Origin of the sequence: Paenibacillus sp. CF095, from assembly GCF_900101225.1 — a bacterium.
In the GTDB taxonomy this organism is placed as follows: Bacteria; Bacillota; Bacilli; order Paenibacillales; family Paenibacillaceae; genus Paenibacillus.
Map to the genome: position 1 here is coordinate 4,056,796 of NZ_FMZN01000001.1, position 13,397 is coordinate 4,070,192.

Here is a 13,397-nt window from a genome sequence, read left to right on the forward strand (position 1 = left end):
TGGCGCAGTTGCAACTATAAGGATTATCACTACACCGCGGAACTTTTACCTTTTTTCACACGATGCTTCAACCGATCTGGAATGGCAAAGAGCAAAATGTACATCAGCGAGAACAAAACTAGCGCAAGTATCTCTTCCCCAAGGATGTACATGGGATACGGACCTAACATATCAAGCACCGAGGGTGTACTCGGCTTGTGTCTCAAAAACATATAATTCGCGTCCAGCAAAACATCTACAACGTATACGATTAGTGCTGCCACATTCACAAATATCATCGAACCTGCTACAGATCTCCAGCTAGGTCGCAGCTGTTCCACCCAGGTCATGTATAGTAAAGCCAGAATGATACAAGCATGAGCAACGAAAAATTGAATGAATCGAAAATGTGCATAACCATAACCCAGATTAGGAGTCAGGATCGCCATAAGGGCTCCAGCAATGCCTGCAAACAGTAGTGCAGAATGTAACAGTCGACTGCGTGTCAGTAGCAACAACGCCGATAATAGCAGAGACAGACTGCATAATTCGAGTGGCAGTGACGTTTGCAGGCTCCATATCTCTCCATACACATACCAGAGTTGCAGCACAATTTCGCAGGCAAACATGATACAGGCCAGAACAATCCGCACTATGCGGCGTGCCCTCTCTGACCATGATCGAAGATGGTGTCGAAGCAAAAACAGCAGTACAATCAATACTGTAATTACGCTAATTGAAACGATATGTGAAGTGGAGAACAGAATAAACGGCTCTGCGTCATAAGGGTCCAGCCATGGTGGATACGCCATGCATCTCTTCTCTCCTTTGCAAGGATCTTACCAACATTATCTCTCTTTAATGTTAACTTTTTCATTTTGCCATTGAATGAAAATACTGTCCAGTTGGAATTCTAAATAAGCATTGTAATTTAAATATCTTTATGTTAAGATAAATTCAGAACCAAAACAAACGAAAAGTTAGTAACTTTCTTAATCGAAATTATAAAAATACAGCACTCAACAAATGTTCAACTAAACATTTACATGATAACGGAGAGGACAGAAAAAACCTGAAGAAGCGGAGCGTTCGCCTAAAAGCTTTCTGAAAGAAAGCTACATCGGAAGCATATGCTTTCCCCGGATTTCCCCTTTCAAAAAAGGAATCAAAAAATCTGGGGATAACAGCGATCGGAAGGTTGTTCTGTCATCGTAGTATCAGTGTAAATAATCCTTAGTTGAACGTATAACCTAACTAGGAGGAATTATTATGCAAATCAAAGGACTTCACCACGTATCAGCTCTAACAGCACATGCCGATCAGAACTATCGTTTCTACACCAACATCATGGGTCTGCGCCTCATTAAAAAAACAGTCAACCAGGACGATGTATCCGTCTACCATCTCTTCTATGGCGATGAGAAAGGCAATCCGGGTACCGAACTTACCTTCTTCGAGATTCCGATGGCCGGACAGACTCGTGAAGGGGTGAACAGCATATCTGGAACGTCACTGCGCGTTCCAAGTGATGCGGCACTTACTTACTGGCAGCAACGTTTTGACGAATTCGAAGTCCCACATGGAGAGATTGTTGAACGGGGTGGTCGTGCCACGCTCTCGTTCACAGACTTTGAAGGACAACGTCTGATTCTGGTCTCGGATGAAAACAATACAGGTGTCGCTGGTGGTAAACCATGGGATCAGAGCCCTGTGCCTGCCGAGTATGGCATTGTAGGCCTAGGCCCTATCCATCTTACGGTAAAAGATGCTTCCCTTACCGCTCCGGTTCTTACCGAACTGCTCGGTTTCAGAGCTAAAGGAAGCTATCCTGCCTTTACTCCAGGTCAACCTGATGTACTCGTTTTTGAATCCGGCGAAGGTGGCAGCGGCTCCGAGGTTCATGTTGAGGAACGGAATGACCTTGCCCAAGAGCGTCCTGGACGTGGCAGCGTACACCATGTTGCGTTCCGTGTGGATAATGAAGAAGAGCTGAAACAATGGGTGGAACGGGTTCATAACTTCCAATTCCCGAATTCCGGTTTTGTAGATCGCTTCTACTTCCGCTCCCTATATTTCCGTGAAGCAAATGGTATTTTGTTCGAACTTGCAACCGATGGTCCGGGATTTGATACAGACGAAGAATTGGAGCATCTGGGTGAATCACTGGCGCTGCCTCCGTTTCTAGAAGGACGCCGCGCTGAGATTGAAGCGAACCTGAAACCACTGGATACCATGATCCGCTAATATTCGTAACAAACCGAAAATAAAAACGATGTTCACCAGGCAACTCTGAATACCGGATACGGTTCAGGAATCGCCTAGTGAATCATCGTTTTTTATGTTTATGCTTGCCTTGCCACGTCTGTAAGGTGGCAAACTTGCAGATTGTGTTTTACTTCGTCAGATACGATGTTGTGAGCGGTACAAACAGAGCCGAACCCGGATCTTCAGATACAATCTCTACATAGACAGCGTCTGTACCTTTAACATCCACATCCAGACTCATCATACCGCTTTCTGGAGTGATATTGAACTTTTTGAGTGTCGCGAGATCCTGATCATAGATATGAATCTCCTGATTTCCTTTCAGCGCGGCAAGTTCCAAGTGCAGAGAAGAATACTTTTTACCCGTATTAATCTGGATATCATCCCCCTGTTTCGTAGGATCATTATGCAGATAAACATCCTTGTAATCCTTGCCTTTATATGTGGTATCCTTAGGATCTTTGGTGTGCCAAGCGGTAGATCCCAGTACGGATGTTCCAAGTGCACTCAGCGTTACTTTTCCGTTGGTTACGGGCGCAGATCCATTCGTTCCGCCAATCAGGACGGATGAAGTTGCACTGTCATACGTGATCTCTGTCCCAAGCAATGATCCCACAGCACGCACAGGCAAATAAGTTGTTCCGTTGTAAGTGATAGGCAACACCGTTTTACCATTGGCATCTTTGGCTGTCACCGTGGCACCATCCATTTTTAGCGTAATCTTGCTGTTTAGATAGGCTTTAATCTGCTCCAACCCTGTTGCTGCAAGCGCACCAGTACCGATCCCAAGCGTTAATGTGCCTACCATCAGACCCAGTACAACCTTTTTCTTCATCAAAATCCCTCCTGAACGTTAAAATGATTTGTCCTTTATACATTTAAACGACTAAAGTGATAATGTCAATTGTTTACTGCATTTTTAGTACAAAGTTCCTATCTGTAGGCAGCACAAAACGAGGCTGTATGTCCCGATTTTTTTCAGCCTCGCCCTGTTTCCCACTGTCCGCAAAGATAGAAAGGAAGATATTCTTATCAGATGCTCACTAACCCCCACACTTTGAGAACTACTTCCAATCCCCGCTGCACTACGATTTCAACAGAATGATATCAATCAAAAGATTCATAATATTCTTCTTCATACACTTCCATGCTGTACTTCAAATCTACAGCCTTCCACTCGCCATCTTGATACTCATAAGCAAATGTCAGATCACCAGCATATAAAGCTGCACCATAAGATCCTGCTGCTGATACGACAAGTTGGCCATCCTCCACACTGTAATAGGTTACTCCACCAAATCCCAACTCTTCGTTATATACGCCGCCACTCGTATCTCCCTCGATCCGTAAAGGTTCTGCTTGGACGCCATCAACGGCGACATCAACATCCACACGGTCTGATCTAACCGTAACTTTCGACTTCACATGCTGTTTTGCAATCTCATCCAGAGATTGCATCTTCATCTCTTCCAGCGTTACCGGATCAATGATACGTGCTTGTCCCAAATAAATACCTGTTCCATGACCTTCCGTGTACAAAACGATAATTTCTTTCTGGCCGTCTCCATTCAGGTCCAGCTCGTGCACTTCGGGTTTGTAAGACCCGCCTTCTCCCTGCCAATCACTAAATTCTCTTGTCTTGCCGTCCACTTCCAAAATCATTCCGTTGTATATATATCCTGAACCCTCAACTTTCATAGGGTATAATCTGACGTTCTCATTCTCTGGAGCTACCGAAACGTATTCCTCATTCGCAGGAATGGATTCCTGTGTTGTCTTCGCTGTGTCATGCAGTTTATCTATATTGGAAGCCTCGACCTCTGCGGTCTGGCTGGATTGATCATCTATATTAAGCTGTTTTTGCGATTCATTCATGGTTCTGGCAGCCGAAGTTGTACTAATCGTAGCTACCGCCAAAATAATCATCAGCAGGATACCTGTCCAAGTTTTCAATATACTGGGCTCCTTTATCTGTTGTGATAATCCTATTATATCTTCATTTATCGCCTGCAAGTTGCGAATTTGTTAATCTTTCATAAAATAATCTTTACAAATTTCCGTTTTCACGAAAGAACGTTCGGCTTTAACCAGAATAAGCAAATTATCATACCAAAACTGTTCTCCAAAAACAAAAAAAATCCCGAACACAGCTTAAGGCTGCATTCGGAATGCTTTGGTTTTGTCCAATAACCGATCGGTTAATTGTCTCAGTTCTTCCGCCGAGGATGAAATCTCCTCCATGATGGCTGTCTCTTCGTGTGCGGCATCCATAATTCGTCTCGCCTCATCCGAGAACGATCCGGCTTTCCCCTGGATCTTCTTCACATGACCGTGCGTTTGTTCCACGCGACCAGTCTGTTCTGCAATCTTGGAACCGATATCATGCGCACCCTTCATAAATATTTCCACCGTTCCTGTCAGTTCATGCAACGTCTGATCCACAGAGACGGTCCGCTCCGATTCATTAACCACGAGACCATGCTGCTCATGAGACAGTTGGGCTGTCTCCCTGATCCGCTGCTGCACACGACTAATCAGCTCATTAATACGGTGTACCGATTCCTTACTTTCGTCTGCCAGCTTGCGGATCTGCTGCGCCACGACTGCAAAACCAGAACCTTCTTCGCCAGCTCGTGCAGCCTCAATGGAAGCATTCAGGGCAAGTAACCCTGTTTCCTCAGCGATGTTTTTGACAGATTGGGTAATTACCTCGATATCGGAGGCTTCCTTCTCCAGCAACAGCATAATGTCGCGGGAACGATTGTGCGACTCGGCCAGCTCGTCCATCCCTTTCATCAACGATGAGAAAGTCTGTTTTGTATGATCCACCGATCGTTCCATCTGACCGGACATCTCTGTCATGTCCATGGACTGGCTATGCATACGCTGGAAATCGTTCAGCATCTCATCCGCAGTGATCAGAGATTGATGGGAAGTAACCTTCTGCTCTTCTACGCCTACCGCAATATGATCCACCGCATCCGACATCATCTCGATCTGTTCGGCGGCCTGGGTAATCGCTTCACTCAGAGACTGTGCGTTCTGTGAAGTCGTTCTTGTACTGTCTGCAATATCATTTACAATACTTCGAAGGTTAGAAACCATTGCGCGAAAAGCATCATATAATACGGTAAGTTCATCTTGCGTGCGTCGCTGCGGAATTTCGGTTGTCAGATCACCCGCTGAAACCTGTTGCGCAGCCCGGGACAGGTGGACGATTGGACGAGTCAGCCAGCGTGAGGCAAACCATCCCAGAATCCCGTTCCAGCATACTCCCATGATCAGGATAATCGATATGTATACCCAATTCGGAATATCTAACGTAATCCAGTCTTTGACAAAAAATATAAAAAAGCCGCTAGTTCCGTAGGTAATAATCGAAATCAGTACCAGACCTGCGACAGTCTTTGCTCCTAAAGTCCATTTCATGTGCACACCCCGTAGTCCTTTTTTCCTATTTTACCAATCATGTACCAAATTTCATGTGATATACATCACTGAAACCGTTCTATTTCCCCCATACTTGCCGTTCATGCATGACTTCTCTACCATAAAGCGCATAATGTATAAGACAAGCTTGGCCGCCCCTCCCTTTCTTAAAAATTGAATAATATTCCATTTAAATTCCCTAATTTTATTTATTATCGGCACAAGAGGCCAAATGATTTAGATTGGCATCCATTTTGCTTAAATGATATACTGAGTGCGCTTCAGCAACGCTGGAGCCGAACTATTTTTATTGATGCCACTGGAGGCGAACGAGATGTCTACTATGTCCACACGGACGGAGAAAGATTTTATCGGTGAAAAAGAAATCCCGGCTTATGCTTATTACGGAATTCAGACGGTACGGGCCGTGGAAAACTTCCCGATTACCGGCGTTCCGGTACACCGGGAGCTGATCACGGCTCTGGCTGCGGTGAAGAAGGCAGCAGCGATTACCAACATGGAGTTGAAGATGCTGCCAAGCAAGATTGGCGAGGTGATCGTCATGGCGGCTGAAGAAATGATGAAAGGCCATCATCTGGATCATTTTATTGTAGACTCCATTCAGGGCGGTGCAGGCACCTCCATGAATATGAATATGAACGAAATTTTGGCCAACCGCGGGCTGGAACTGTTAACCAAAAGCAAGGGAGACTACTTCCATTGCAATCCCAATAATCATGTGAACATGTCCCAATCTACTAATGACGTGGTTCCTACAGCACTGCGCATTGCGGCGTACCAACTGTCGGAGACGTTACTCGCTACCATGAGAAGACTACAGGATGCGTTCCGTAAAAAAGAAGTGGAATTCAACGATGTGGTCAAGGTTGGCCGTACCCATCTTCAGGATGCCGTACCTATTCGCCTTGGACAAGAATTCGGAGCTTATGCCCGTGTAATCGGACGGGATATTGAGCGTCTTGAATTCGCCAATCGCCGCTTGCTTACCATTAACATGGGTGCAACTGCGGTAGGTACAGGACTCAATGCCAAACCCGAATATATCGTCAAAGTTACAGAGCACCTGTCAGCTGTTACCGGACTACCACTACAAACAGCTGAGGATCTTGTGGATGCAACCCAGAACACTGATGCCTATCTGGAACTTTCAGCGGCGCTGAAGGTATGTGCGGTTAGCCTTTCCAAAATCTGTAATGACATTCGCTTGATGGCTTCAGGCCCGCGTGCAGGATTCAATGAATTGCGCCTGCCACCGCGTCAGCCAGGTTCGTCCATTATGCCGGGCAAAGTCAACCCCGTTATGGCGGAAGTCATTAACCAGGTATCCTTCCAAGTGATGGGGAACGACCATACGATCTGTATGGCTTGTGAAGCTGGTCAATTCGAGCTGAATGTCATGGGCCCAGTTATTGCGTTCAACTTGCTGCAATCGCTGAAAATTATGAATAACGGCATCGATGTTTTCACGCGTTATGCAGTTGAAGAGATGGAAGCTAACCGTGAGCGCTGCGAATTAATCATGAACCAAAGTTTCAGTATGGTTACGGCGTTGAACCCGCACTTAGGTTATAATGTGGCAGCTTCCATCGTGAAGGAAGCGCTCAAGACTGGACTTTCCTTGCAAGAGATTATTTTGGAACGCGGATTGCTGACACCGGAAGAACTTGAAGAGATTCTGCATCCGGAACAGATGACTACACCAGGGATTGCCGGAGAACACTTCCTGCGTAATATGGAACGTTTGTAGGTGATCAGGAAAACTGGTGCAGCAACCTAAACACGAATGATTAACAAGAACCCCCGCAGACCGTTCATCCGGTTTGCGGGGGTTCTTGTATACAGAGAAGATAAGACGCCAGCGATTCGATTAAGCCCATCGTTTCCGCTCAAGGGAAGGCAGAATCTGAAGTTCCTCCCTGTACTTGGCAACCGTTCTGCGGGAGATAACAATCCCTTCCTCAGCGAGCAGTGTGGCCAAATGACTATCCGAGTATGGACGCTGAGTCTGTTCCATGCGAATGATTTCTTTTAATCTGCGTTTCACCGCTGATGCTGATGTTTTATCCCCTGACGTTGTACTGATTCCGGAGTCAAAAAAAGCCCTGAGTTCATATACACCATGTGGGGTCTCAATGTATTTACCGTTCACCGCACGACTTACCGTTGATTCATGCATGCCAATCTTCTCTGCAATAACAGCCAAATTAAGTGGTTTTAACGCGGATGGGCCTTTGACCAAAAAGTGCTTCTGCTCTTCCATCACGGCTCCCAGCACACGCACTAAAGTCCTGCGCCGCAGGTGTACACTCCGAATGATAGCCCTTGCCTCTGCCGCGCGGGTTGCCCAGATCTCGTCAGGCACCTCTTCCCTGATCCAGCGGATGCACGCTTCATTCATCGATACATGAGGGTTACCTGCCGCATGCAGGCTAAAATGGACCTCACCGTTACGAAACCCAACAATGGCATCCGGAATAATGTAATGTGGTCGTTCCGTACATCCGATGGATCGGCAGGGCTTAGGATCGAGACGTGTAATATAGTCGTAGGCAACCTGAGCGTCCCGTGAAGTCATGCCTAATCGACTCCCTGTTCTACCTGGGTGAAAAGGAACCAGTGATTCCAATCCCGCTTCCACCATCCGCTCCGCATTCAGCGCTGCTGATGGATCACGTCTAATCTGGAGCAACAGACATTCTTGCAGATTCCGCGCCCCTATACCAGCAGGGTCCAGCGATTGGAGAAGCTCCAGTCCCGCTGCAATCTTGCTCATCGGAAGCTGAAGAACTGCTTGCACCTCTGCCAGTTCCACCGTCAGATAACCATCATCATTGACGCATCCTGCCAAATACACAGCCATATTTTCCAATTCGTCTGGAAGTGTCATCACTCGAATTTGCGCAATTAGCAATTGTTCCAATGTAGGTTCTGCACCTTTAGCCTGAAGCAACGGATCATAGGAATCATACCTGCGCTGATCTATTCGCCTTGGAATCCGTGCGAGGGGCGCAGCTTGTTCTTCCAGTTCAAGTACTGGATTTTCCTCCGCCGCATCCAGCAAGTAACGGGTCAGATCCTGACCAGACATGGTTAGCAAATGAAAGGATTGTTTCATCTCCGGCGTGATGGACAGCCGAATACGTTGTTCCTGTACCAACTGAACACCTAACATCCGTTTCCCTCCTTATGCCTTCGGCAATAAGCATCTGTGTTTCTTATCCGAACAAAAGGATTTGCAGGGATAATAGCATATTATTCAAGCGAATGTAAGAAGTTTTTAATCAGATCATGGTTTCTGTCTAGTATTTCTCGGATACCAGCTTCGCCTGTGTAAACAGCAGCAGATAGTCTCTTCCACCTGCCTTGGAATCCGTGCCTGACATGTTAAATCCGCCAAATGGATGTGTGCCTACCAGTGCTCCGGTACATTTCCGGTTGAAATACAGATTACCCGCAAAGTATTCGCGTCTTGCCTGTTCCAGATGTTCACGATTACGTGAGATCACCGCGCCGGTCAGACCATAGTCTGTATTATTGGCGATATCCAAAGCATCCTGGAAAGATTCTGCTTTGATGAACGCAAGCACAGGTCCAAAAATCTCATCTTGAGCAATCCGGGCTTTCGGGTCAACATCGGCAATTATGGTTGGTTCAATGAAATAACCTTCAACGTTCCCTGTACCGCCACCGTGCACAAGACGCCCCTCACCCTTGCCGATTTCAATATATTCCGTGATCTTTGCATATGCCTTGTCATCGATAACCGGCCCAACCTGACTGCCAACTTCAAGTGGACTGCCCATCGTCAGTTTCTGTGTCCGTTCAATCACTTTTTGCAATACTTCATCATATACATCCTTATGAATAATGGCACGGGAACACGCCGAACATTTCTGTCCTGAGAAACCAAATGCCGAAGCGGTAATGGACTCTGCCGCGAGTTCCAGATCACTGTCACTGTCTACAACGATGGAATCCTTGCCGCCCATCTCTGCAATGACCCGTTTAATCCACTTCTGACCTGGTGCTGTACGTGCTGCACGTTCATTAATTCTCAGTCCTACGTCTCTGGAACCGGTGAAACTGATAAATCTGGTGAGCGCATGATCCACGAGATAATCGCCCACTTCACTGCCTGGTCCTGGTAAAAAGTTCACGACGCCATCCGGCAGACCAACTTCTGCGAGCAGCTCCATAAACTTGGCGGCAATCACCGGAGTTGTGCTGGCGGGCTTTAATACCACCGTGTTGCCAGATACCAGTGCAGCAGAGGTCATGCCTGCCATAATCGCCAGCGGGAAGTTCCAAGGGGGAATGACAACGCCCACGCCCAGCGGTATATAACTCAGTTCATTATCTTCTCCTGCAATCCGCACGAGGGGCTGCGGTTCACTCAGTCGCTGCATATCGCGTGCATAGAATTCCATAAAATCTATGGCTTCCGCTGTATCCGCATCAGCTTCAGGCCAAGTCTTGCCGGCTTCATAAACCATCCATGCGGAGAATTCATGCTTGCGACGGCGCATAATGGCAGCTGCTTTGTATAGATAACGAGCCCGTTCATTCGGGTCAGTATGTTTCCATGTGTGGAATGTCTCCGCCGCTGTCTGAATAGCCTTTTCGGCCAATTCCTGATCTGCCTGATGGATCGTTCCGACAACTTGATTCTTGGCTGCGGGGTTCACGGAAGTTAACGTGCGTCTGCTTGTTATTTTTTGCCCACCAATAATGATCGGGTATTCCTGCCCAAGTTCAGCTTCTACCTGACGAAGTGCGTCTTCAAATGCTTCCTGGTTCGCCTGGACTGCAAAAGGTGTGAATGGTTCGTTAACAAAAGGGATATTCATCAATGATTCCTCCTTCAGGATGTGGGATTCGCTGGCTGCTCGCCTGAATTATTTTGTATGTTACTCATCACCAAATATATGTAGCAAAATCCGTGCCAACTCCGGTTGGGATTGAAATATTTTTCTCGTTAAATTCAACTACTGAAAATTTACACGGGCCACTCCGATGACAGAACAACCTTCCGATCGCTGTTATCCCCAGATTTTTCGAATCCTTTTTATAGAGGGAAAATCCGGGGATAAAGGCGAGCGCTCCGCTTCTTCAGGTTCTTTCTGTCCTCTCCGTTTTGTGTAAATGTTTAGTCCAATTTAAATAGATAATTTTCATGAAAAATAGTAGACCATCGCCAAATCTGGCACGTTTCTTGCTTGAATTAAGTTAGCACAATGCTGAAGGAGGAAACGAAAATGAGTGTGGGAACGGAAATATATCGCAAAACCTTATTAACCGTGGCAGGCAACAAAGCTGTAGAGAACCTGTCCATTAGATATGGTAAGAAGCTGGCAGGCAAGTTTATTGCAGGAAACACCTTGGAAGAAGCTCTCGAAGAGATCCGCATACTCAATAATAAAGGCATTATGGCTACGCTCGATCATCTGGGCGAAGGCATCACCCGCCTGAGCGAAGCGGCATTATACAGGGATGAGTATGTACGACTGGTAGAAGGCATTGCACGTGAAGGAGCAGACTCCAACGTCTCGCTGAAACCAACCCAGATGGGCCTCGCACTCGACCCGGAAGAGGGTTATCGAAATATCCGTACCGTTGCCGCACAAGCCAAATTGCATGATCTATTTGTTCGAATTGATATGGAGGATAGTCCATTTACTCAAGCGACGCTGGATATTGTTCGAAGACTGCACTCGGAAGGACTGCATAATACAGGCACAGTATTGCAAGCCTACCTGCATCGCACCGAAGAAGATACACGTGATATGATTCGGGAAGGCATTCGGCTTCGTCTGGTTAAAGGTGCTTACAAAGAACCCGGATCAGTCGCCTATCAGAATGCTTCTGAAGTCATTCATCAATTCAAAACGATGATTCGTAATCACCTCGATCAGGGTGTGTACACTGCAGTTGCCTCGCATGATGATCACATCATTAACTGGACGAAACAATACGCCAAGGATCGGGGAATCTCTCCGGATGCCTTTGAATTTCAGATGTTATATGGTCTTCGCATGAGCGAACAGGAACGTCTTGCCAAAGAAGGCTATCGCATTCGTTGTTACGTACCTTATGGCACCATGTGGTATCCGTACTATACCCGCCGTTTGGCTGAAAAACCGGCTAATCTCTGGATGGTCGTTAAGAATATGTTCCGATAGTTATTTTCCAGCTGTATCAATATATAAATAAAAAACAGCAAAAATAAAACCATGCTGCCTCTTTCTTTTTGGGCACATGGTTTTTTCTGTACAAACACTTTACCAGATCATCCAACTTTCCTTTTCTCCGGTTCTTCTCTTAATGTCTAAAAAATTAGCATCCCCAATTTTAAATGTCTATTTTTTTGGACACACCCATTTATTAATCAAAATTACAAGCTCGAAAAGGCTAACTGCTTAACTGTTGAATAAGAATAGAAGCATTAGCATTGGTCTGTGTTCCACCTGCTAGCGTTTGCAGACCAACAGCTGATGCGCTGGAATGATTCCGCAATGTCAGCACATCACCGGGAGCAGCCGTAATAATGACCATGCCTGGATTCGGTTGAGTGCCAGCTCCTGAACCATAGACACTGCCACCTACAGGGGCTCCGTTTTGATAAAGGGTGAATTGGTTTGCCTGCACACCTGCAACGTTGAAAAACACCGCATAGTCCCCGGCATTACCAATAATAATCGCAGCGGTATTGGCCGTGTGAGTAATACCGGTAAGATTTGCGTTGCTGTCGAAGATTACATCCGCTTCAATAGCTACAGTTTGAGCTGATGTATTAAAAATATAAGCGTACGAGGACAACCCTTGCCCTGCTGTACCGGTTGCTCCAGTGACACCTGTCGTTCCGGTTACTCCGGTGACGCCTGTTGTTCCGGTAACCCCAGTGCTTCCTGTTACTCCCGTAACGCCAGTGCCTCCTGTTACTCCTGTAACGCCAGTGCCTCCTGTTACTCCTGTAACGCCCGTGGCTCCTGTTACTCCAGTAGCTCCGGTGCTTCCCGTTACTCCCGTAACGCCAGTGGCTCCTGTTACTCCGGTAGTCCCTGTGGCTCCTGTCACTCCGGTGGCACCGGTGCTTCCCGTGATGCCCGTGATGCCCGTGATGCCCGTCGCTCCTGTTACTCCTGTAACGCCCGTGGCTCCTGTCACTCCGGTGGCACCGGTGCTTCCCGTGATGCCCGTGATGCCCGTCGCTCCTGTCACTCCTGTGACGCCCGTGGCCCCTGTCACACCCGTTGTGCTCAGCGTTTCTCCCAACAACTCCTGGGACACCAATCGGTGAGCCGCGACTAATTCGCCTTCGCCATCTTTACCCCATACGGATATTTGTGCTTCTGGAGCAGCCGTGTCTGAGGTTGAAAATACAAACTCAAAAGCATCAAAATTCCCATTATAAACTTTGGTGATGACCTGATTAGGTGATACATTGAGCAGTTCTTCTACATATAATGTTCTGACTCCATTAAGGTAATAGCCCCGAAGAAGTACCGTGAACATTTCTGTCGCATTCCGGTTATCGATTTTGACCGTAACGGATTGAGTTGGTCGGATCCCCGCTATCCCTGAAATATTATTCTCAATGGGCCCAGTTGATAGAATGGCCATTTCATCACCCTCCTTTGATTCTTCTTCATGCGGATTGCCTTCATATAGCATTATTCAGAAGTTTCTTAATGGTGTGGACAATG

The 13,397-nt window shown here is 46.7% G+C and carries 10 protein-coding genes; 3 read left to right on the forward strand and 7 right to left on the reverse strand.

All coding sequences use genetic code 11. From position 1 onward, the window contains the following. Window positions 1-29 precede the first annotated feature (29 nt). Window positions 30-791 carry a YwaF family protein gene (locus BLS69_RS17985; RefSeq protein ID WP_091034083.1) on the reverse strand — a complete coding sequence of 254 codons (762 nt, stop codon included), beginning with the start codon at window positions 789-791 and terminating at the stop codon, window positions 30-32. Window positions 792-1,248: 457 nt separating this feature from the next. On the opposite strand from BLS69_RS17985, the gene BLS69_RS17990 reads away from it, so the two are divergent. Further along, a complete protein-coding gene (locus tag BLS69_RS17990; RefSeq protein ID WP_074093825.1) occupies window positions 1,249-2,223 on the forward strand; it encodes a ring-cleaving dioxygenase in 975 nt (324 codons plus the stop codon). A gap of 148 nt (window positions 2,224-2,371) precedes the next feature. Here the strand turns inward: BLS69_RS17990 and BLS69_RS17995 are convergent, their stop codons facing one another. The 3 genes from BLS69_RS17995 to BLS69_RS18005 form a co-directional block, all read right to left on the reverse strand. Continuing rightward, window positions 2,372-3,079, reverse strand: coding sequence for a stalk domain-containing protein (locus tag BLS69_RS17995; RefSeq protein ID WP_091034085.1), 708 nt, complete (start codon window positions 3,077-3,079; stop codon window positions 2,372-2,374). Between the two features lie 272 nt (window positions 3,080-3,351). Next, on the reverse strand, window positions 3,352-4,197 hold the full coding sequence (locus BLS69_RS18000) for a hypothetical protein (RefSeq protein ID WP_091034088.1): 846 nt from the start codon (window positions 4,195-4,197) through the stop codon (window positions 3,352-3,354). Between the two features lie 198 nt (window positions 4,198-4,395). After that, window positions 4,396-5,673, reverse strand: a complete 1,278-nt coding sequence (locus tag BLS69_RS18005; protein ID WP_091034089.1) for a methyl-accepting chemotaxis protein — start codon at window positions 5,671-5,673, stop codon at window positions 4,396-4,398. A 334-nt stretch (window positions 5,674-6,007) separates the two neighbouring features. Between BLS69_RS18005 and BLS69_RS18010 the strand changes: the two genes are divergently transcribed. After that, window positions 6,008-7,441 carry an aspartate ammonia-lyase gene (locus tag BLS69_RS18010; RefSeq protein WP_091034092.1) on the forward strand — a complete coding sequence of 478 codons (1,434 nt, stop codon included), beginning with the start codon at window positions 6,008-6,010 and terminating at the stop codon, window positions 7,439-7,441. Between the two features lie 120 nt (window positions 7,442-7,561). Here the strand turns inward: BLS69_RS18010 and rpoN are convergent, their stop codons facing one another. Together rpoN and pruA are read right to left on the reverse strand one after the other, a co-directional pair. Beyond that, window positions 7,562-8,866 carry an RNA polymerase factor sigma-54 gene (gene rpoN, locus BLS69_RS18015; protein WP_091034094.1) on the reverse strand — a complete coding sequence of 435 codons (1,305 nt, stop codon included), beginning with the start codon at window positions 8,864-8,866 and terminating at the stop codon, window positions 7,562-7,564. Window positions 8,867-8,993: 127 nt separating this feature from the next. Next, a complete protein-coding gene (pruA, locus tag BLS69_RS18020; RefSeq protein WP_091034097.1) occupies window positions 8,994-10,541 on the reverse strand; it encodes an L-glutamate gamma-semialdehyde dehydrogenase in 1,548 nt (515 codons plus the stop codon). Between the two features lie 408 nt (window positions 10,542-10,949). Here pruA and BLS69_RS18025 point away from each other — a divergent pair, with 408 nt between their 5' ends. Then, complete coding sequence (locus BLS69_RS18025; RefSeq protein WP_091034100.1) at window positions 10,950-11,873, forward strand: proline dehydrogenase family protein; 924 nt, start codon at window positions 10,950-10,952, stop codon at window positions 11,871-11,873. 229 nt (window positions 11,874-12,102) lie between these two features. Here BLS69_RS18025 and BLS69_RS18030 read toward each other — a convergent pair whose 3' ends face one another. Next, a complete protein-coding gene (locus BLS69_RS18030) occupies window positions 12,103-13,314 on the reverse strand; it encodes a BclA C-terminal domain-containing protein (protein ID WP_091034103.1) in 1,212 nt (403 codons plus the stop codon). Window positions 13,315-13,397 lie beyond the last annotated feature (83 nt).

What these genes read in the sequence shown, in the direction of transcription:
- pruA (WP_091034097.1), bottom strand. Translation starts at nt 10,541, where the DNA reads ATGAATATCCCTTTTGTTAACGAACCATTCACACCTTTTGCAGTCCAG.
- BLS69_RS18010 (WP_091034092.1), top strand. Translation starts at nt 6,008, where the DNA reads ATGTCTACTATGTCCACACGGACGGAGAAAGATTTTATCGGTGAAAAA.
- BLS69_RS18025 (WP_091034100.1), top strand. Translation starts at nt 10,950, where the DNA reads ATGAGTGTGGGAACGGAAATATATCGCAAAACCTTATTAACCGTGGCA.
- rpoN (WP_091034094.1), bottom strand. Translation starts at nt 8,866, where the DNA reads ATGTTAGGTGTTCAGTTGGTACAGGAACAACGTATTCGGCTGTCCATC.
- BLS69_RS17995 (WP_091034085.1), bottom strand. Translation starts at nt 3,079, where the DNA reads ATGAAGAAAAAGGTTGTACTGGGTCTGATGGTAGGCACATTAACGCTT.
- BLS69_RS17985 (WP_091034083.1), bottom strand. Translation starts at nt 791, where the DNA reads ATGGCGTATCCACCATGGCTGGACCCTTATGACGCAGAGCCGTTTATT.
- BLS69_RS17990 (WP_074093825.1), top strand. Translation starts at nt 1,249, where the DNA reads ATGCAAATCAAAGGACTTCACCACGTATCAGCTCTAACAGCACATGCC.
- BLS69_RS18030 (WP_091034103.1), bottom strand. Translation starts at nt 13,314, where the DNA reads ATGGCCATTCTATCAACTGGGCCCATTGAGAATAATATTTCAGGGATA.
- BLS69_RS18005 (WP_091034089.1), bottom strand. Translation starts at nt 5,673, where the DNA reads ATGAAATGGACTTTAGGAGCAAAGACTGTCGCAGGTCTGGTACTGATT.